This is a genomic window from Teichococcus aerofrigidensis, assembly GCF_054073225.1.
On the sequence record NZ_JBSXMU010000011.1, the window covers coordinates 18,850 to 37,110 of the forward strand.

At 65.1% G+C, this 18,261-nt stretch carries 18 protein-coding genes, 1 pseudogene and 1 riboswitch; of the genes and pseudogenes, 8 read left to right on the forward strand and 11 right to left on the reverse strand.

Going from position 1 to position 18,261, the window contains the following annotated elements; translation table 11 throughout:
* Positions 1–46: 46 nt before the first annotated feature.
* Positions 47–535, reverse strand: a complete 489-nt coding sequence (locus tag ACVMLK_RS04625) for a hypothetical protein (protein WP_457485756.1) — start codon at positions 533–535, stop codon at positions 47–49.
* A 15-nt stretch (positions 536–550) separates the two neighbouring features.
* Between ACVMLK_RS04625 and ACVMLK_RS04630 the strand changes: the two are divergent.
* Positions 551–769, forward strand: a pseudogene (locus tag ACVMLK_RS04630) (IS701 family transposase); the annotation flags it as partial.
* A gap of 189 nt (positions 770–958) precedes the next feature.
* On the opposite strand, the gene ACVMLK_RS04635 reads toward ACVMLK_RS04630, so the two are convergent.
* The 5 genes from ACVMLK_RS04635 to ACVMLK_RS04655 form a co-directional block, all read right to left on the reverse strand.
* Positions 959–1,489, reverse strand: coding sequence for a hypothetical protein (locus tag ACVMLK_RS04635; RefSeq protein ID WP_198368321.1), 531 nt, complete (start codon positions 1,487–1,489; stop codon positions 959–961).
* 108 nt (positions 1,490–1,597) lie between these two features.
* On the reverse strand, positions 1,598–2,764 hold the full coding sequence (locus tag ACVMLK_RS04640) for a hypothetical protein (protein ID WP_457485757.1): 1,167 nt from the start codon (positions 2,762–2,764) through the stop codon (positions 1,598–1,600).
* On the reverse strand, positions 2,761–3,177 hold the full coding sequence (locus ACVMLK_RS04645; protein ID WP_457485758.1) for a helix-turn-helix transcriptional regulator: 417 nt from the start codon (positions 3,175–3,177) through the stop codon (positions 2,761–2,763). The genes ACVMLK_RS04640 and ACVMLK_RS04645 overlap by 4 nt, the downstream gene beginning before the upstream one ends.
* Positions 3,178–3,446: 269 nt before the next feature.
* Positions 3,447–3,758 (reverse strand): helix-turn-helix transcriptional regulator, encoded by a 312-nt coding sequence (locus ACVMLK_RS04650; protein WP_198368324.1) that lies wholly within the window; start codon positions 3,756–3,758, stop codon positions 3,447–3,449.
* On the reverse strand, positions 3,745–5,034 hold the full coding sequence (locus ACVMLK_RS04655) for a type II toxin-antitoxin system HipA family toxin (protein WP_457485759.1): 1,290 nt from the start codon (positions 5,032–5,034) through the stop codon (positions 3,745–3,747). Before ACVMLK_RS04655 ends, ACVMLK_RS04650 begins: the two co-directional genes overlap by 14 nt.
* A gap of 539 nt (positions 5,035–5,573) precedes the next feature.
* Between ACVMLK_RS04655 and ACVMLK_RS04660 the strand changes: the two genes are divergently transcribed.
* Positions 5,574–6,071 (forward strand): hypothetical protein, encoded by a 498-nt coding sequence (locus ACVMLK_RS04660; protein ID WP_457485760.1) that lies wholly within the window; start codon positions 5,574–5,576, stop codon positions 6,069–6,071.
* Here the strand turns inward: ACVMLK_RS04660 and ACVMLK_RS04665 are convergent.
* Entirely contained in the window at positions 6,061–6,318 is a 258-nt protein-coding gene (locus tag ACVMLK_RS04665) for a hypothetical protein (RefSeq protein WP_198368327.1), read from the reverse strand. The two genes, ACVMLK_RS04660 and ACVMLK_RS04665, sit on opposite strands and share 11 nt — an antisense overlap.
* A 145-nt stretch (positions 6,319–6,463) precedes the next feature.
* Here ACVMLK_RS04665 and ACVMLK_RS04670 point away from each other — a divergent pair, with 145 nt between their 5' ends.
* Positions 6,464–7,714: an IS701 family transposase gene (locus ACVMLK_RS04670; protein ID WP_198368330.1), complete on the forward strand. Its 1,251-nt coding sequence runs from the start codon at positions 6,464–6,466 to the stop codon at positions 7,712–7,714.
* A gap of 141 nt (positions 7,715–7,855) precedes the next feature.
* Here the strand turns inward: ACVMLK_RS04670 and ACVMLK_RS04675 are convergent, their stop codons facing one another.
* Positions 7,856–9,103: an alpha-hydroxy acid oxidase gene (locus ACVMLK_RS04675; protein WP_457485761.1), complete on the reverse strand. Its 1,248-nt coding sequence runs from the start codon at positions 9,101–9,103 to the stop codon at positions 7,856–7,858.
* A 50-nt stretch (positions 9,104–9,153) separates the two neighbouring features.
* Complete coding sequence (locus ACVMLK_RS04680) at positions 9,154–9,975, reverse strand: FadR/GntR family transcriptional regulator (RefSeq protein WP_457485762.1); 822 nt, start codon at positions 9,973–9,975, stop codon at positions 9,154–9,156.
* A gap of 95 nt (positions 9,976–10,070) precedes the next feature.
* On the opposite strand from ACVMLK_RS04680, the gene ACVMLK_RS04685 reads away from it, so the two are divergent.
* The gene (locus ACVMLK_RS04685) at positions 10,071–11,042 is read left to right on the forward strand and encodes a Bug family tripartite tricarboxylate transporter substrate binding protein (RefSeq protein ID WP_457485763.1); all 972 of its coding nucleotides are present in this window, start codon (positions 10,071–10,073) and stop codon (positions 11,040–11,042) included.
* 126 nt (positions 11,043–11,168) lie between these two features.
* Here the strand turns inward: ACVMLK_RS04685 and ACVMLK_RS04690 are convergent, their stop codons facing one another.
* Positions 11,169–11,633, reverse strand: a complete 465-nt coding sequence (locus ACVMLK_RS04690) for a hypothetical protein (protein WP_457485768.1) — start codon at positions 11,631–11,633, stop codon at positions 11,169–11,171.
* Here ACVMLK_RS04690 and ACVMLK_RS04695 point away from each other — a divergent pair.
* The 4 genes from ACVMLK_RS04695 to ACVMLK_RS04710 all read left to right on the forward strand — a co-directional run bounded on the left by ACVMLK_RS04695 (position 11,553) and on the right by ACVMLK_RS04710 (position 17,527).
* Positions 11,553–12,281 carry a putative bifunctional diguanylate cyclase/phosphodiesterase gene (locus ACVMLK_RS04695; protein ID WP_457485764.1) on the forward strand — a complete coding sequence of 243 codons (729 nt, stop codon included), beginning with the start codon at positions 11,553–11,555 and terminating at the stop codon, positions 12,279–12,281. The two genes, ACVMLK_RS04690 and ACVMLK_RS04695, sit on opposite strands and share 81 nt — an antisense overlap.
* 202 nt (positions 12,282–12,483) lie before the next feature.
* Positions 12,484–12,601: riboswitch (TPP riboswitch) on the forward strand.
* 104 nt (positions 12,602–12,705) lie between these two features.
* Positions 12,706–14,535 carry a phosphomethylpyrimidine synthase ThiC gene (gene thiC / locus ACVMLK_RS04700; RefSeq protein WP_457485765.1) on the forward strand — a complete coding sequence of 610 codons (1,830 nt, stop codon included), beginning with the start codon at positions 12,706–12,708 and terminating at the stop codon, positions 14,533–14,535.
* A 62-nt stretch (positions 14,536–14,597) separates the two neighbouring features.
* Positions 14,598–15,790, forward strand: a protein-coding gene (locus tag ACVMLK_RS04705) for an IS3 family transposase (protein WP_457485766.1) whose coding sequence is annotated in 2 segments (ribosomal slippage) — positions 14,598–14,892 and positions 14,892–15,790 — 1,194 coding nt in all. Because the reading frame shifts where the segments join, the coding sequence is not laid out codon by codon here.
* 84 nt (positions 15,791–15,874) lie between these two features.
* Positions 15,875–17,527, forward strand: a complete 1,653-nt coding sequence (locus ACVMLK_RS04710; RefSeq protein WP_198368177.1) for an ISL3 family transposase — start codon at positions 15,875–15,877, stop codon at positions 17,525–17,527.
* 300 nt (positions 17,528–17,827) lie between these two features.
* On the opposite strand, the gene ACVMLK_RS04715 is transcribed toward ACVMLK_RS04710, so the two are convergent.
* Positions 17,828–18,157: a hypothetical protein gene (locus ACVMLK_RS04715; protein WP_198368154.1), complete on the reverse strand. Its 330-nt coding sequence runs from the start codon at positions 18,155–18,157 to the stop codon at positions 17,828–17,830.
* Between the last annotated feature and the right edge of the window lie 104 nt (positions 18,158–18,261).

The following is an 18,261-nucleotide window of genomic DNA, read 5'->3' on the forward strand; positions in this document are numbered from 1 at the left end:
GATAAGGAGTTGACTAAGCTTAGTCCAGGCAGGAATGCTTCTTGGTTCAGGGTGCCGCCCGACCAGGAAGGTCCTGCTTGGCTCGCAGCGCCTCCCAGAGCTGCCCCGGGCCGAGCAGGGTTGCCAGGATACGGCCGCGGATGTTGTCCGAGTTGAGCACCTGACGGCTCATGGTCTGATGTGCGGCCATGGCGTCCATGATAGCGTTCATCAGCTTGTCGCTAAGGTTCGGCGAGTTGCCGAACTGCTCCTTGGTGTTGACCGCCGCCTGGCTGCGGAGCAGTTCCGACTCCAGCATCTTTTCCTTGAGCACCGTGTCCACATAGGCCACGGCATCCCCCTCGGTGATCTCGCCCTCGAAAAGATCGTTCATCGCCAGGATGATCTCCTGCAGGCGCAGCTTGTGCTTGTCCTGCATCTGGCCGGAGCCCACCTGCGTGATCGGCGTCAGGGACGGGCCCGCCTCACCGCCCAAGAGGTTGAGCTTCTGCTGTCCAATGTCGCGCATGCGGTGGTGCGTCAGCTTCAGGACCAAGAGGTCCAGCCCCTCGCGTTCATTGCCTGGTTCGCCGTGGCGCGCATCCGGGTGGACGACGGCGCCATGTGGGGCAACAACCGGCACCTACCGAGTGATGAGGCCTGGCTGGTGGGCAAATGGCGCGCGGGTGGCGAGCGAAAGTACTACCTGAGCAACCTGCCTGCGGGCACGCCGCTGCGAGTGCTGGCAACCGCCCTCAAGGCCCGTTGGGTCTGCGAGGGTGATCATCGCAGCTTCTGAACCTTCCCGGAGGCGACGGATCAGCGCGGGAGAGCGGGGGGCTGGAACAGCATCAGGACCTGCCGGCGGAGGGCAGGGGGAGAGAGGCCCTGGATTCTCAAATCAATCTCAAAAACGGCCGGTTTCCAGGCGCGTCTCACCGTCTCATTGTCTCAGTGACGGTGAGATGGTGAGACAGTCTCAGATCGGGGTTTCAGGCCGGGAGGGAGGCGGAGGCGCGGGCGCGCGCGGCCTGCGCGATCGGGTCTCGTCCAGGCAATTCGGCACATGGATCGCGGCAGGAAGGGCCGGCGGATTGCGGACGGCATGGAGCACCCCGGCCATTTCATCCCGGCGCTCGCGCAGCGGCCGCGCATAGGGCGCCAGGCTGTCCATCAGGTCGGCCCCGCGCATCCACCAGCCGCCGGCATCGCGCAGGACCACGGCCGCCAGCTCGGCCTTGAAGCACATCACCGGCAGCACGCTGAGGTAGTCGATCGCCGCGCTGATCTCCTCCTCCAGCGTCTCGGGATCCGGGCGGTTCTTGGCCAGGAACGAGATGCGCATGAGGAAGCCCCGGATCATCGCCCGATCCGCCGGCTGGAGCAGCTCGGTCAGCGCGGCGAGCTGCTCCTCGGCCTCCGCCACCGCCGCGTCGCTCAGCGGGATCGGCATGACCATGGGGGCCCGCCACATCGCCACCACCGCGCGGCGGCGGCGTGGGATCCGCATCCCGCGACGGTCGCGTGGAAGGTCGTGGAAGGTCGCGCGACCGATCCGGGACGGTCATGGCATGGTCGCGCGACGCCATGGAAGCGAGCGTCTCTCCCAGGCTGATCATCACCACCCCTCCTGCACGAGGTGCTTGCCCTCGCCCTCCCGGAATTCCCGCATCATCGCCCCGACAGTGCGCTTGCGGGGAGGCGTCCCGTCACGCGCCACCGGCAGGGGCACGACCTCGGCCACACGGGGCGCCAGCGCCTCCGCGAGCAGGCGCTTGATGCCATGCACTGCCCAGGCGATCCCCGGACGGTCCCCAGGGTCGCGCTCCAGCTTCGCCGCCAGCACCTCCCTGGCGGTGCGCTGGACCCACCCCGGCATGTCCTCGCTGGCCACGCCGAGCGCCGCCATCGTCTCGCACAGGCCCACCGTGTGCGGCCAGGCCTTGGGGTCGGGCTTCGGGGCCTCCCCATAGACCTCCTCGAAGGCCGTGCGGAACGCGCTGTTCACCGCGCGGGACTCCGCGTCGTAGGCATCGACGCGGCGTGGAGTACGCGAGAGGACAGCCAGCGCGGCCGACCGTGGCGGCTGGCCCACCGGCCGGGCATTGGCGTCCAGCACCAGCCCCCCAGCCTCCCCCTCGCGTGCGTGCGTGTGTGCGTGTGCGTGTGCATACGCGCGCGCGTCCCGAGGAGAGGAGACAGATTCTATTCTATTCTCTTCAGTTCTCTTCTCTTCAGGAACCGGTCCGATAACCGGCGCGGTAATCAGACCGTTAATCGGACCGTTAACCGGTTCGGTAATCGGTCCGTTATCATCGCTCTTAGCGATTTCAATGTGTTGTTGGGGGGGTGTCTGTTTCCTGGCGCGTTTCTTCGCGCTGTGGACCACCCCGGCAGCCACTCCAGCCTCCTTCGCCATGGTCTTCCGAGTGCCCGCTTTCAGCGCACGTTGGGACAGCGCAGCGTGATAGAGCCGGTCATCCGAGCACTCGATGAAGCCAGCCAGAGCGCCCTGGCTGCGGATCTTGCGCCAGAGGTTCAGGTCACGGCCATAGCCCAGCAGGTAGCAGAGCTGCCGGTCATCGTTCGGCAGAGAAGCGGCCGGCACCTGATGCCAGGCGCGGGCCTGCGCCATGACGTTGGCGATGCGCGCGGCATCGTCCAGCAGCGGCATCTCGCCCTCGGTCAGGCTGTTGATGTCGATCATCACCGCCGAGAGGTGCCGCAGGTCCAGGTCCGGCGGTGTCAGCGGCGCCGGCCGGTTGTCGTTGCGCCGCCTGCTCATGCCGCGACATCCAGGCCGAGGTTGAGCTGCCCGGCATTGCGCGGCGTCGCCACCGCCACCGCCTTCTCCTTCCTGGGCGTCCGCTTCGGACCACCGTTCAGGTAGGGCTGCTTCGCGACACGCGCGGCCACAGCGGCGCTCCGGGGCGGCAGCACCCCATTCCTGGCCTCGCTGCGGCGCGCCAGATACCGCTCCACGTCAGAGGCGAGATAGAACACGCCTTCCTTGGCATAGGTCCAGGGCAAGTCATCCGGGGCCTTGATGTTGTTCGGGCGGCGCCAGTTCTGGAGCGTCCAGGGAGACACCTCGATCATGGCCGCTACCTCATGCAGGGAGAGGTATCGGTCGCCCCGAACAAGATGAGCCAACACTTCAATGGAGGGATAGCCAGCTCGTGACATCATGTCGTCCACTCCCAGATGCTGACAACCGTGTGGGGTGTGATCTCGCGCGAGATGCGCTGTGACTTCGCCTCTAGCATGAGCCGGTCTGGCGAATCATCCCAGATAATCCTGGCCCGTGAGGATGCCTGACGATCATCTTGCGATTCTTTCCTCCTGTGGCGGATGCACCAAGCCTTCACCTACGAGATCCTTATCCCCAAGACGGTTCCGGCCGAGTACGTCATGGCCGTAGAGACGCCTGAATAGGTCTGGCAAAGCAGTTTCAGATAGCCTGAAGGTCAGTCCTCCTCGTCCTCCGCAGCAGGCTCCTCGGCAGCCTTCTTGAGCACGAAGCCAACCTGATATCCGAAGGGCTTACCGATCTTCGCGAGTGTCTCCGCGGTGGGATTTGCTCTCCCAGCCTCCAGGTCCACCACCAAGCGCCGTGTCAGCTTGAAGGCCTGCGCGAAGCGGGCCTGGGTCATGCCCAGGGCCTGCCGCATCCGCCTGACGGCCTGGCTCCACTCCAGACCACCGGCAGCGATGTCCTCGTTCAGCCCGACACGCAGGGCGATCCGCTCATCAGTCGATGGCCGTCTAACGCGGGGCATGGGTTCGCCTCCGGCTCAAGGCCTCCAGGGCGTCGGCGTGCTGACCGCAGAAGCCCATGGCGCCCGCGATGACCGCATCCGGCACGCCTATCCCGCGGGCGAGCTCCGGCATCCGGCGCAGGCAGTCCGCCTTGCCCGCCAGCGTGTCCATCAGGTCCTCGGCATCCAGCCCTGGCACACCGTCTGCCGCCACACGGCAGACTTTTTCCCAGTCGGGATTGAGGTCGCGGCTGGGCCCGTTGAACGGCCGCATGCACGTCCAGGTCGTGGAGCGGGCGATGCCGGAGGAGTCCAGGCGCATTGGGCAGAAATCGTAGAGCGGCGTCAGCCGCACTCCACCATCGGCAGTTTTCTGGAGGGCCGTGTTCCGCCCGTGGTTGTCCGGGTTGCCCAACCCCAGATTCAGGACATCCCGGAGTACGTACTCCGTCACTTCGGCGGCCGGGTCGTCGCAATACGCCTTGATGGCGTCGAGGTATTCCTCGTGGGATGCCTGGTAGCCGAAAGCTGCGACACCGGCGGCGGAGACAATGCTCTCCTGGCCGAGACGCACCACACGGCCACCCACGACTTCGCGATCGAAGCGCGGGATGAACAGTGTGCCGCCCCGGTGTTCGAGTGGCTGGGCGCATCGCACTCCGAAGGCGCGTGCGAGTTCCAGGTACGGCGCCTCGGCCGCCAGGATGAGCCTGGTCGCCTTGTCCTTATCGCCGACCCACTTGATGATTGCGTGGCCGGCGGCCTGGTCGTCAGGCACCATCGGGTCCGGCAGCCAACGGCCCGCCTTGTTGCGGGTCATCAGCAGCTTGGGCCAGGCACCCTGGACGCCGCTGGAGCCGGAGGCCACAGCCGCGTAGTCACGGGCGAATTCGTTGAAGGCATCGCCACGTTCGAAAAGCTCGTCCAGCGGCAGGCCGGGGTGTGTTGGAGCCTGCTTTACTCGTTTCCGTTCAGCATCCCAGGCCTGCTTAATGCGGATGTTGCCGATCGGGTCACCGGCGGCCCGCAGTAGGAGAGGGGCGTCGCAAGCGGCTGCATCCTGGTTGAGCCTCAACGCCTCAGCCAGCACCTTGCGAGCATGGCCTTGAGGCAGCAGGTCCAGCAGGAAAGGCGGCCAGGTCTTGAAGTGGTGTAGTTCTAGGGAAGGGGGGAGCCGTACGCTCAAGGCTTTCCATCCCTGGACGCTGCCCGTGAAGTCCGAGTCTACCTCGAACACCCAGGCATCGTCGTAGGCGAGCTTACTCGCCCTTTGCCACCCCTTGTCAGGGTCGGTCACGGTCAGCCGGGCCGCGTCACTCCATCGGCCGTCAGCATGAATCTGGAGGGTCAGGTCCCTGTGGTCTGCCATATGACCCCTATAGAGTACAAAAGTGGCGTAATCTACCCGTATATGAACCCTATAGGGAACACATAGGACGGAAGGAAGTGCGTCCACAAAGAACCGCAATAATCTGTTTTCTTTATGGAAAACCGGATCCCATATAGCGTTATATTCTGAATCTGGAGCGACTAAAATTCCACTCGACCAATTTTAGAAAACCATTCATTCTGGTTTAGCGAACAAGAATCTGCCTTATCAGTCATTTGAAGAGAGATCATAGCTTCGTCGAAACAATACCCGTCCAAGCTCTCTCTATGCAGACCTTCACCACCGCCGCCGTCCCAGCGCCTTCGGAGCAGCTTCCGAGCATTGTTCGCCGCCCTTTCCGCCAGACGCCCGGCCGCCTATGGGGGATTTCTGAGCCGCGGCTGCGGGCTTGGCGGCAGGCGGCGCAGGTCGTGCGCTGGGAGCGCGCACGGCTGGCCTAGCTGGTCGTGGCCGAGGAGGCTGATGCGCGGGACCTTGGGAGCGAGGAGGCTGCTGCCGTCCTGTCGGCTGCGTCCTGGTACGAGCCGACCGAGGAGGACGCTGCGGCCGACGCTTGCTCCCCAATCCGCAACGCCGTAGAGGCGGGTGGGCGCTCCGGGGCAAGAGGACCGCGATCCGACCCCGGAATGCTGTGGGTCGCGGAATGCGCTAATTGCAGAGGGTGGATCCCAGAGATCCGGCGCATAGCGATCCGCTGGATGCAGGATTGGCGGGAGAGCGGTCGGGATAAGGCGCAACGTCAGGGTGGCGACCGACGGTCGCAACGGGCCGAAGCCTACAAGGACATCGTCCTCGCGGCAGTGGACGCCAAGGTCGACATCACACTGGTCGAGTTGGCCGAGATGCTCCGGCGGGATCACGGTTTCCCACGCGGTGATTTTTCTGATTCAGGATCTGTGCTGGTGAAGGAGGCCGGCATGGATGGGTCGAGCCTTATCGCGTGATCTTCGAGATCGTGTCGTCGCGGCTGTCGACGGCGGCGTGTCGTGTCGGCGGGCTGCCGAGCCGTTCGGGGTCAGCGCCGCGAGCGCGATCCGGTGGCGTCAACTTGCGCTTGTTCACGGCACGCCGGCCGCCAAGCCGCAAGGCGGCGATCGTCGGACGGCCAAGATTGAGGACCATGCGGACTTCATCCTTGAGGCGATCGAGCGGGAACCGGACCCGACTCTTGGCCCCGATGTGGCGTCGCATGGCTTCTACTGCCTCCCGCGCGTCACCGCGCAGCACCGCCGCAACCGCCCTTTCATGCTCCTCGTGAGAAATGGCCAGCCGTCTTGCCGCCTCGAACTAACATTACAGTTGCGTTTTTGGATGATGCCTGAACCTATGGGTGACCATGGTTTGGAGGTCATGGATGTCAGGGGCATCGATCGAGACGACGCTGGAGCTCTGGGCATCATCGCTACGTGAAGTCAAAGCCCGCATCAGACCCCTTTTCACTCAGGAGCGGGTTGCGGCATCAGCCGGATTGTTCCTGGATGGCCTGCTGAGCGCTGAGCGTCGCAAGACAGGCTGGATGCGAGCCGAGGCGGCGGGCGATCCCGGGCCATGGCGGCAGCAGGCCATTCTCGGACGCGGTCGCTGGGAGGCGGATGCGCTGCGCGACATGGTCCGGGATTACGTCGTTGAGCATTTCGCGGCGAAGGATGCCGTGCTGGTCATTGATGAGACGGGCTTTCTCAAGCAGGGCAAGGCATCCTGCGGCGTAGGGCGGCAGTACACCGGCTCGGCGGGCAAGATCACCAACTGCCAGATCGGTGTGTTCGCGGCCTACGTCTCGCGTCATGGCCACGCCTTCATCGACCGTGCCCTCTACCTGCCCAAGCGTTGGAGCGATGATCCGGCGCGCATGGCCGCGGCCCACGTTCCTGCGGGAACCACCTTCGCCACCAAGCCCGCCATGGCGCTCAGCATGATCGAGCGGGCTATCGGCGCAGGTGTGCCCTTTGGCTGGGTCGCAGCCGATAGCGTGTATGGCGTCGGCGATATCGAGATGGTGCTGCGTCGCGTAGGCAAGGGCTACGTGCTCGGCGTCAACGCGACAGCATCCTTCAATTCCTGGATCGACAAGCCTGAGGTCGCAGGGACGGCCGAGAACATCGCCAGAGCACTCGATCCCGCAGCCTGGCATCGCCTGTCGGCGGGTCGTGGCACAAAGGGCGAGCGCCTGCACGATTGGGCGTACCTGGAACTGGCGGACCTCGAAGCTGATGAGTTCCGCCCAGGAGCGAAAGGGCTTTGGACGCGCGGTCTGCTGATCCGCCGCCACATCGCTGATGGTGAAATGGCCTACTTCACCACCTGGTGCCCGGCCGGAACGCCGATCGAGATGCTTGTCGCGGTCGAAGGGCACCGCTGGGCCATCGAGGACAGCTTCGAGACCGCCAAGAACGAACTCGGCCTGACGCACAATGAAACCCGGTCCTGGCACGGATGGCACCGCCACGTGTCCCTGGTGATGCTGGCCTTCGCCATGCTGGCGGTGATCCGCCATCACGCGAACCAGCCGACACCCCAAAAAACATCGACGGCTCGCCGCACACCTCAGACCTCGTCCGCTGGTCGATCCAGGAGATCCGCCGCATAGCCATGCGCCTTGCACAGCGGCGCATTCAACCTGCCAGCATCATGGCCTGGTCACTCTGGCGAAGAGCTCATCAAGCTGCCGCGCAGCAAGCTCACATTAAACGAAGAACGCAACTGTAATGCTAGCGTGAGCGACTCATCCTCATCGGTGTCTGATGGCCTTGAAATTCTGCAGGAACAGGAGGTCCGGAGCCATGTCACTGGGACTGAGCAGGCCCAGCATTCCGAGGTTCGCCTGCAACTGCGCCCGGAGCAGTTCGATGGCATGGTCGACGCCTGCTTCACCCGCGAGGGCGGCCGCATAATTGAAGGGGCGACCAATGAAGACGAAGCGGGCGCCAAGACCTAGTGCCTTGAGAATATCGGTGCCGCGCCGGAAGCCACTGTCGATCATAATGACCATATCGCCTGCCTGTGCCACGGCAGCCGGCAGGGCCCGCATCGGCGACAATGCTCCATCGAGCTGCCGCCCGCCGTGGTTGGAAAGGATCACGCCATCAGCGCCAATCTCCCGGGCGCGCGCGACATCCTGCGGGTGCAAGAGCCCTTTGATGACGAGGCGGCCCTGCCAACGTGACCGGACGAAGCGCACGACATCCCAGTCCAGGAACTCGCGCCCCGAGAAGTCGCGCACCGCCTGACGTGACAGCAGCGGTGCCCCGCGCCCCGGCCCTGCATTCTCGAAATGAGGTATGCCGTGCTGTAAGAAGGTCCTGAGGAAGGTACCGATTGACCAGGACGGATGGGTGATCCCGTTCCAGAACAGGGCCCAGTCCGGCCGGATCGGCGTGCGGTAGCCGGTGCGCAGATTGTTCTCCCGGCTGGGCACGACAGCGCTGTCGGCGGTGATCACGAAGGTCTGTATACCGGCGGCGGCCACGCGCTCGATCAGTGCCGCGGTTTCCGTGCGGTCGCCGGACAGATAGGCCTGATACCAAGCATCCGGCGCCGCCTGCGCGATTTCCTCGAGCGCGATCAGCGAGGCTGCGCTAATGATCATCGGGATGCCGGCGCGCTGCGCCGAGCGGGCAAGAGCCAGATCGCCACGATATCCTGTCAGGGCGGAAACCCCCATTGGCGCAATGCCGAATGGCAGGGCATAGCGTGCTCCCATCACCTCGCAGCCGAGCGTGCGGCTGGAGACATTGACCAGCATATGGGGCAGGAATTGGATCTCGTCGAAAACGCGACGGTTGTCCGTCAGCGAGGCATTAGTTTCCGCAGCGCCCGCGACATAGCCAAAGATAGGCTTGGGCAGCAGGCGCCTGGCAGCCGGCTCCAGATCCTCCAGCGCAAAGATCCGGCGCAGGCGTCGGGGAGTGCGGCGTGGCTGTACAGTCGCGGGGCTCGGCACATCCAATACTGCAGAAGCGGAATGGGAGTTGCTCATGCTGCCTGCCTGGTCTGGAACACGGGGAAGCCGACGCGCCATGGTGTGCGCTATGTCCCGGCTGCGGAGGATGGTACCGGAGCCATGCCACTTTCCCGACCGCCGAAGCCGCGGATCTCGATGCCAAAGCGCTTCGCCGAGTTGCTGAGGTGCATCATCATCGCGACCCGCGCGGCCTCCGGGTCAGCCCGGACGATGGCGTCATGGATATCATGATGCTCGGCCAGCAGCACATCGGCCGGCGGGGTGAGATAGTCTCCCGCGCCGCTATTGGCATCCCGGATCAGTCCTGACAATTCCTTGGCCAACAGCGAGATCAGGCCCTTGTAGTGCTCGTTCCGCGTCGCCGCGGCAATGCCGGCATGGAAGCGGAGGTCCGCCGCGGGGCGGGTCTCGGGCTGTGTCATGGCTTCCAGTTCCCGGCCAAGGGCCCGCAAATCGGTCGTGGTGCGGTGGATGGCCGCCAGCCCGGCTGAGGCGACCTCCAGCCCGAAGCGGAGCTCATAGACGGATCGGAGATGCTGCTCACGCGCCGCGGCGCGCGTCAGCCGGAAGATCGGTTCCGCGCTGGTGCGGGCAACATAGATCCCGGACCCCTGGCGCGTTTCCAGAAGCCCCTCGCTGCGCAGGGTGGCGATTGCCTCCCGCACCACCGTGCGGCTGATGCCGAAGCGCTCCGCGAGGGCGGCCTCAGTTGCCAGCTTACCGCCCACGGCGTGCTTGTTGCGGATCTCGCGCCGCAGCCGCTCGGCGACGGTGCTGACCAGGTGCGGGATTCGGTGGGTCTGCCCGGGGTTGACCATATTGCACAGGTTATCATACAAATTTTCAGTATCAACCTCGCTCCGTTCGTCTGGCGGGCCGGGGAGCAAGAAACGCCGACGATGCCGGTGCGTCCTCGTTCCTTCTGCTCACGAAGGCGTACGGCCCGCCGTTCCGAAGCATCATTCAGGGGAAGGAGTGATCCATGTTGCTCAGCCGACGTAGCGCCATGATCGGCTTGGCCGGTGCGATGACCGCCCGGCATGTCTCCGCGCAGGCTACCTATCCAAACCGGCCGCTTCGGCTGATCGTGCCTTACGCCGCTGGCGGGCAATCGGATGTCGTGGCACGCATCCTCGCCGAGGGCCTGACCCGGACACTTGGCCAGAGCGCTGTGGTGGAGAACCGGACCGGCGCTGGTGGAATCATCGGCGCCGAGGCTGGAGCGCGCGCCGAGCCGGATGGCTATTCGCTGACCGTCGGGACCATCGCGACCCATGCGATCATTCCCGTTCTGCAGCCGAAGGTGCCCTATGACCACATGAAGGATTTCGCGCCCGTCGCACTGCTGATCCGCCAGCCGCTGGTGCTCGCCGTAAATCCCTCTCTTCCGGTGCAGAGCCTGGACGAACTGCTGGCCTATGCGAAGCAGGGGCGTGGCCTTCTGGGTTTTGGCTCGTCCGGCATCGGCACCTCCCTGCACCTGGCCGGCGAGATGTTCAAGCTGCGCACGGGGGCGGAGGTCATGGAGCACGTGCCCTACCGCGGCTCGGGTCCTATGATGAACGATCTTATCTCCGGCCAGATCCAGATGACCTTTGACGCGCCCCTGACCATGTTGCCCTTTGTGCAGAGTGGGCAGGTGCGTGCGATCGCGGTGACCAGCGAGACGCGGCTGGCGGCTGCCCCTGAACTGCCCACTGTCGCGGAAAGGCTGCCCGGATTTGACGTGCAGAGCTGGACAGCGCTCTTCGCGCCAGCACAAACGCCGCAGCCCGTGATCGGCCAGTTGAATGCGGCAGTGCGGGAAATCTGGGCGCAGCCTGATGTGCAGAAGCGGCTGCGTGACCTGGGCGCCGAGCCAGCCGCGGGACCTGCGGCCGATCTCGCGCAGTTCGTCACCGAAGAGACAAAGAAGTGGCGTGACGTCATTCGGGACGCCAACGTCAAGCCCTAATCGCCTCCCGAAGCTGACCCTCTTGATCGAGAACAGAGCGACCAAGGGAGGCAGAAGCGAGCACCGGCGGCATATCCCCCTTCCCTGCTTCTGGAGCAAACTTCAAGAGTGCACGATAAGCGGCGGTTAGCTCTTCGCAGCAATTGCTACCATTTCCTCAAGGTCGAGGTCGCGCTCAAGATCGTGCAGTGTTTCATCATCGATCTGCCGAGTTCGATGAAGCCGGACCAACTCGGCGCGGCCTGCCCCAATGGCAGCTAGGATAACACCGTAGTGGGCGGCGATATCCTGGTCACGTTCCTCTTCTTTTCCGGAGAACTCCGCCGCGATTGTTGCCCGCCGCCGGTAGCTGTCGAGTAGGCGCGGATGGAGAAGCAAGCCGTCGGGCGAGTAGGCCATCTGCTTGACCTGTTCAAACTGCGCTTTAAGCATGGCGACCTCCGCGGCGGCGAGGTCCAGCGGCGGCTTGCTGCGCTGGTCGGCCTCCGCACAGCCCTTGATCGAGGCGAGTTGGAACTTCACTTCCAGCCGCTGGTTGGGATCCGGACGGGGGAGGTGACGTGCTTTGAGACGCTGCTGCGCTGGCAGCATCCTGGCCGAGGAATGATCTCGCCCGCCGAGTTCATCCCAGTGGCCGAAGAAACCGGACTGATCATGCGGATGGGTGAGTGGGCCCTTCGCACGGCTTGTGAGGAGGCGGCCCGCTGGCCCGATGCGATCCGCGTGGCGGTCAATCTCTCGCCGGTCCAGTTCCGCAATCCTGGCCTCGTACAGGCGGTGGCCAACGCCCTGGAGGAAGCACGCCTGGACGCTGGGCGGCTCGAGCTGGAGATCACGGAATCGGTCTTGTTACAGGACGACCACACGAACTTCGCGGTCCTGCACGAGCTGAGCCGACTGGGCGTGCGGATCGCCCTCGATGATTTTGGCACGGGCTTCTCGTCCCTGGCCTACCTGCTCCGCTTCCCGATCGACAAGATCAAGATCGACCGCTCCTTCGTCACCGGCCTTCCGGACCGGAGAGAATCGAAAGCGGTCATCCGTGCTGTCGTCAGCATGAGCCGAAGTCTCGGCATTTCGGTCACCGCCGAGGGCGTGGAAACGGCCGGGCAACTCAAGGCCCTGCGTCACCTGGGTTGCAACGATGCCCAAGGCTACCTGCTCAGCCGTCCGGTTCCTGCCGCGGAAGTGCCGGCTCTGATTGGTCAGACCTCTTGGGCAGAAGGCTCGGCCGCTTAGTAGTTCAGCCGCATCCGAACCATTCGGGTGGGCCCCTCTCTGGGGCTGGGGAGAATGTTCGTTCAGGGTCGGCATGGCGCCGAGCACCGCGGCAGGCGCTCGGCGCTCCACAACCAAAGCTATCGGGCGTATCTGCGGATCGGTACCGGCGCACTCTGCTGCTAGGGACTATTGACAATCCGGTGTCGTCTGGTCGAGTGTTTCTTGTCACCAGGGGGGTCCCGACAAGGGGCTGAGATACTGCTCGCCATTGGCAGCGCAGTGACCCGTTGAACCTGATCCAGTTCATGCTGGCGTAGGGACGGTGCGGCTGCCATGGCTCCCCCAAAAGGGGCTTTCCCCGCCATTCCTGCGTGGGTCGGGCATCCTCCATCATTCCATGTCAGCGCTGGATCTCCGTAGCGGATGCCAGGAGCTTCGGCGCATGTCGATCCAGACCACCAGCAGGCCACCCGTTCCCGGTGCGCCAATCGTCACGACCGGCTCGCTGCCGGCGTCCACCAAGGTCTTCAAGCCAGGCATCCGGCATCCGGAACTTCGCGTTCCCATGCGCGAGATTGCCCTGCATCCCAGTGCCGGCGAGCCGCCTGTGACGGTCTATGATGCCTCGGGCCCGTATACCGACCCTGCCACCGAGATCGTGATCGAGCGCGGCCTGCCCCGACACCGCCAGGCCTGGGCCGAGGCGCGCGGCGACGTTGAGGTCTATGACGGGCGGGACGTGAAGCCCGAGGATAACGGCTTCGTCTCCCCTGACCGTCTGACCCCCACTTTCCCCGTCCGCCATCGCCCGCTGCGGGCGAAGGATGGCAAGGCGGTCACTCAGCTTGCCTATGCCCGTGCGGGCATCATCACGCCTGAAATGGAGTACGTCGCCATCCGCGAGAATCTCGGCCGCACCCAGGCTCGCGCCGCGTTGGGGCGCGACGGGGAGGATTTCGGCGCCGCCATCCCCGATCACGTCACCCCGGAATTCGTGCGGGACGAAGTGGCACGCGGCCGCGCCATCATCCCCGCCAATATCAACCACCCGGAGCTGGAGCCGATGATCATCGGTCGCAACTTTCTGGTGAAGATCAACGCCAATATCGGCAATTCCGCCGTCACTTCCTCCATGGCGGAGGAGGTGGAGAAGATGGTCTGGGCGATCCGCTGGGGCGCGGACACCGTCATGGACCTTTCGACCGGCCGCAACATCCACAACATCCGCGAATGGATCCTGCGCAACGCTCCGATCCCCATCGGCACCGTCCCGCTCTACCAGGCGCTGGAGAAGGTCGGCGGCATTGCCGAAGACCTGACCTGGGAGGTCTTTCGCGACACGCTGATCGAGCAGGCCGAGCAGGGCGTGGACTACTTCACCATCCATGCCGGCGTGCGGCTGCGCCATGTTCCGCTGACGGCGGGGCGCGTGACGGGCATTGTCTCCCGCGGTGGCTCCATCATGGCAAAGTGGTGCCTGCACCATCACCGCGAGAGCTTCCTTTACGAGCATTTCGACGAGATCTGCGACATCTGCCGCGCCTATGACGTCTCCTTCTCACTCGGCGACGGGCTTCGCCCCGGCTCCATCGCCGATGCCAACGACGCTGCGCAGTTCGCGGAGCTGGAGACGCTGGGCGAGCTGACCCAGTTGGCCTGGGCGAAGGATTGCCAGGTGATGATCGAGGGCCCGGGCCATGTGCCCATGCACAAGATCAAGGCCAACATGGACAAGCAACTCGCCACTTGCGGCGAGGCGCCCTTCTACACCCTCGGGCCGCTGACGACCGACATCGCCCCCGGCTATGACCACATCACCTCAGGCATAGGCGCAGCCATGATCGGCTGGTTCGGCTGCGCCATGCTCTGCTACGTCACGCCGAAGGAGCATCTCGGCTTGCCGGACCGCAGCGACGTGAAGACGGGCGTCATCACCTACCGGATCGCGGCCCATGCGGCGGACCTCGCCAAAGGCCATCCGGCCGCGAGGCTGCGCGACGATGCCTTGTCCCGCGCGCGCTTCGAGTTCCGCTGGGAGGACCAGTTCAACCTCTCCCTCGACCCTGATACGGCGCGGTCCTTTCATGACGAAACGCTGCCAAAGGAGGCACACAAGACTGCGCATTTCTGCTCCATGTGCGGCCCCAAATTCTGCTCCATGCGCATCTCCCATGACATCCGCGCCGAGGCGCAGAAGGAGGGCATGGCCGCTATGGCGCAGAAGTTCCGAGAGGGCGGCAAGCTCTACGTGCCGCTGGGAGAGGCGCGGTAGTGATTTCCTTCGAATTGGTGGACACCCCTGAGTAAGCTCCCTGGGAGCGAGGAAGGTGTCCGATGAGCAAGACGCGGCGGGAGTTCACGCCGGAGTTCAAGCAGGAGGCGGTCGCGCTGTTGCGCTCAAGCGGCCGCCCGCTGACGCAAGTGGCCGGCAATCTGGGAATCCAGCCGTCCATGCTGCGCAGCTGGCGGCGACGGCAGAATGGTGAGGCGCCGCGGCCGCAGCCCGTCACGGCAGGCAGCGGCTCTGTTGCTTCGCCATCTGGCCCAGCATCTTCGCCAGCGGATCAGGCTGCCGAGATCGCGCGCCTGCGGCGCGAGCTGGAACGCGCACGCCTTGAGCGTGACATTTTAAAAAAAGCCATCGGCATCTTCTCGGAAACCCCGAGATGAGGTTCCACTTCATCGCCGCCCATGCCGATACCTGGCCAATCAGGACCGCCTGTCGTGTGCTCGGCCTGTCCGTCTCAGGTTACTACGCCTGGCGGGCGCGCCCCGAGAGCGCCAGAACCGTGGCCAATCGGCAGATCCTGGCCGACATCCGGCGCCTGCACGCCAGCCATCATGGCCGCTACGGCAGCCCGCGCCTGCAGGCTGCCTTGCGTGCCGAGGGGCGCCTGGTCAGCCGCGGCCGGGTCGAGCGGCTGATGCGAGGGGCCGGGATCCGGGCGATCGCGGGCCGCCGCTGCCGGCCGACGACCACCAACAGCCGCCATGCCCTTCCGGTCGCTCCGAACCTGCTGAACCGACAGTTCTCGGTCACCCGTCCCAACAGGGTCTGGCTGGCCGACATCACCTATCTGCCCACCGGTGAGGGCTGGCTCTATCTCGCCGCCGTTCTCGACCTGGCGACGCGCAAGGTGGTCGGCTGGTCCATGCGCGACCACATGCGTGCGGAACTCGCCTGCGCCGCGCTTATCATGGCCATCCAGCGGCAGCGGCCGCCACCTGGCCCGCTGCAGCACTCGGATCGCGGCTCGCAGTATGCTGCCGAAGATTATCGCCAGCTCCTGAAGGCAGCTGGGATGCGGCAGTCCATGAGCCGCCGCGGCAATTGCCTCGACAATGCGCCGATGGAAAGCTTCTTCCACACCCTCAAGGTCGAACTCGCCCAGCAGCGTCGATGGGCCACACGGGACGAGGCCCGGCGCGACGTGTTCGCCTACATCGAAAGCTACTACAACCGGCAGCGTATCCACTCCGCCTTGGGCTACAGGACCCCCGAGCAGATGGAACGCGCCGCCGCCTGATCCCTGTCCATCAAATCGGCTCTCCCGCACTTTGCGTGGAACGGTCGCGGTGACAAGATCGGCGCAGACTGCTTCACGAGGCGGATGATCCTGTGCTCATCCTTACCTGGCTGCGCCATCGAACGCGTCATCCGGACCAACGGTCGCCTCGTCGTCGTCGCGCATGCGCGCCGTGCCCATGGTCGGTGTCCGGACTGTGGCACATCCAGCTCTGCCATTCACAGCCGCTACGATCGCCGTCCAGCCGACCTGCCGAGCCTTGGCCAGCCCGTGACGCTGCGCCTGCGTATCCGACGCTTCTATTGCCATCATCCCACCTGCCACCGTCGCACATTTGCCGAGCTTCTCCCACGGCTGATGCTGCCGCAAGCGCGTCGGACCCGTCGCCTCGCGCAGGCTCAGACCCGGATCGGGCTGACAATGGGCGGCGAGGCTGGCGCTCGCCTGACCGGCCATCTGGGAATGCAAGCCAGCCCTGATACGATCCTGCGCCTCGTGCATCGCCTCCCGCTGCCGAGATCGGATCCGCCGCGAGCCGTGGGCATCGATGACTGGGCCATCCGCAAGGGTCGAACCTACGGCACGCTCCTTGTCGATCTCGAACGACGATGCCCGATCGACCTGTTGCCTGACCGGTCGGGGGTAACCGTCGCCGCGTGGTTGCGTCGACATCCCGGCATCCAGATCGTCGCCCGCGACCGCTCGACCGAGTACGCTCGAGCGGTGAGCGTCGGTGCGCCGGCCGCGCTCCAGGTCGCCGATCGATGGCATCTCCTCCTCAACATGCGCCAGGCTCTCGAGCGCTGGCTCGGCCGCGTTCATGGCCGGCTGAGGCAGCTGCCCGCTCTGCCCGATGGTGACGGACGACAGCCTGGAGAGCGCCTGCGTGCCTACCACCGCAGCGCGGCCGAGATCGCCACCAGCCTCGACAGCCGCGCTCGCCGGCTGATGTCCTATGAGGATGTGCGCCAACGTCATCTCGCAGGCGAGACCCTGCTGGCGATCGCCCGTGCCACAGGTTTGGCGCGCGCAACCGTGCGGAAGTACACCCAGGCCGAGAGCTTCCCGGAGCGGGCCATTCGCCGACCCAATCCGTCTCGCCTCGACCCCTACCTCGCTCATCTGGAGCATCGCATGGCCGAGGGCTGCGAGAATGCCATGGCGCTCTGGCGCGAGATCCGCGGCCAGGGCTTCGCGGGGACCCACCGGCAGGTGCACCGCTTCGTCGCTGAACGACGCGCAAAGCCGGCGCCGCGCACGGCCCGAAAATGGCTGCCGCTGACCGGGGCGCCGAGTGCCAAGCTCGTCAAAGCACCGCTCCCTTCTCCGAAGCAGCTGGCCTGGATCTTGGTGCAGCCGAACGCGACGCGGCCGCCCCGCGCCACGGCCGACCTCGGCCGCATTCGGCAGGATGCCGAGGCAGCACAGGTCGCCGATATGGCGTTGCGGTTCACGATGCTGATCCGCGCCTGCGGTTTGAATAGCGAGCGGCCGGCGGATGCTGCCGGCGAACTCGACAGATGGCTCCTGGAGGCCCGGAGCTGCGGTGTTGCGGCGCTGGAAACCTTCGCGGCCGGCTTGGCGCAGGACAGGACGGCGGTCCAGGCGGCACTGACGACGTCGTGGAGCAACGCGCAAGCAGAAGGGCAGATCAGTCGGCTGAAGATGCTAAAACGCACCATGTATGGCCGCGCCAGCTTCGCGCTGCTCCGTCGCCGCGTCCTTATCGCTGCCTGATCCACGCAAAATGCGGGAGAACCATCAAATCAGGGGAAGATCACTCCACCTTGAACTCGCGCCGGATCACTCCCTGGGCGTCCACCATGCAAATGCTGCTCGTCTCCAGTGAGACGTCAATTCCGGCGTAGTGGGTCATCTCGGTGCCTCCCTCAGCTCATGACCACAGACGGTCACATGGAAGAACATCCGGCCGTAGCGCCTCCGCTACCACGCCGACCCGATTACCGTATCTAGAACACCGCAGCACGAGCCATGTCGATGCCCGGCGCTCGGCAGAGCACCGGGATGACCGCGAACTCACCGCGCGGCCAGAGTGCTAGACGGCATCGGAACCCACACAATCTCCGTGTTCTCCCCCTGCCCGGCAAAGACCGGGGTCATGCCAGCTGGCGGCATCTGCGCCTTGGAGCGGTCGAAGTATGTGATGGTGAGGTTCTCGCCCGCCCCGCCTGACAACGCGACAGCGCCGCCACCGACGATGTTGTTCCTCGGACCTGGACCGTAATCGATCATCGTGTTCTCGCCGCTCGCGACGACGCGCGGGTACGAGGGCGACCCATCCAGGCCCGCGCAGCCTGCCATGAGGAAAGGAAGGGTCACCGCCCACATCAGTCGAGACTTCGGCATCATCGGTTCCTGCGTAAACAGCGCCTGGTGCGCTGGCCCCGGTGATGTACGGATCCAATCGTGCGGTGGCCTGACCGGACTGCATCGAATTCTTACGGGAAGGC

Excerpts from the sequence above, each read along its gene's own strand:
- ACVMLK_RS04635 (WP_198368321.1), bottom strand. The coding sequence starts at position 1,489 with ATGCGGATCCCACGCCGCCGCCGCGCGGTGGTGGCGATGTGGCGGGCC.
- ACVMLK_RS04640 (WP_457485757.1), bottom strand. The coding sequence starts at position 2,764 with ATGAGCAGGCGGCGCAACGACAACCGGCCGGCGCCGCTGACACCGCCG.
- ACVMLK_RS04650 (WP_198368324.1), bottom strand. The coding sequence starts at position 3,758 with ATGCCCCGCGTTAGACGGCCATCGACTGATGAGCGGATCGCCCTGCGT.
- ACVMLK_RS04665 (WP_198368327.1), bottom strand. The coding sequence starts at position 6,318 with ATGCGACGCCACATCGGGGCCAAGAGTCGGGTCCGGTTCCCGCTCGAT.
- ACVMLK_RS04670 (WP_198368330.1), top strand. The coding sequence starts at position 6,464 with ATGGTTTGGAGGTCATGGATGTCAGGGGCATCGATCGAGACGACGCTG.
- ACVMLK_RS04675 (WP_457485761.1), bottom strand. The coding sequence starts at position 9,103 with ATGAGCAACTCCCATTCCGCTTCTGCAGTATTGGATGTGCCGAGCCCC.
- ACVMLK_RS04685 (WP_457485763.1), top strand. The coding sequence starts at position 10,071 with ATGTTGCTCAGCCGACGTAGCGCCATGATCGGCTTGGCCGGTGCGATG.
- ACVMLK_RS04690 (WP_457485768.1), bottom strand. The coding sequence starts at position 11,633 with ATGCTGCCAGCGCAGCAGCGTCTCAAAGCACGTCACCTCCCCCGTCCG.
- thiC (WP_457485765.1), top strand. The coding sequence starts at position 12,706 with ATGTCGATCCAGACCACCAGCAGGCCACCCGTTCCCGGTGCGCCAATC.
- ACVMLK_RS04710 (WP_198368177.1), top strand. The coding sequence starts at position 15,875 with ATGATCCTGTGCTCATCCTTACCTGGCTGCGCCATCGAACGCGTCATC.
- ACVMLK_RS04715 (WP_198368154.1), bottom strand. The coding sequence starts at position 18,157 with ATGCCGAAGTCTCGACTGATGTGGGCGGTGACCCTTCCTTTCCTCATG.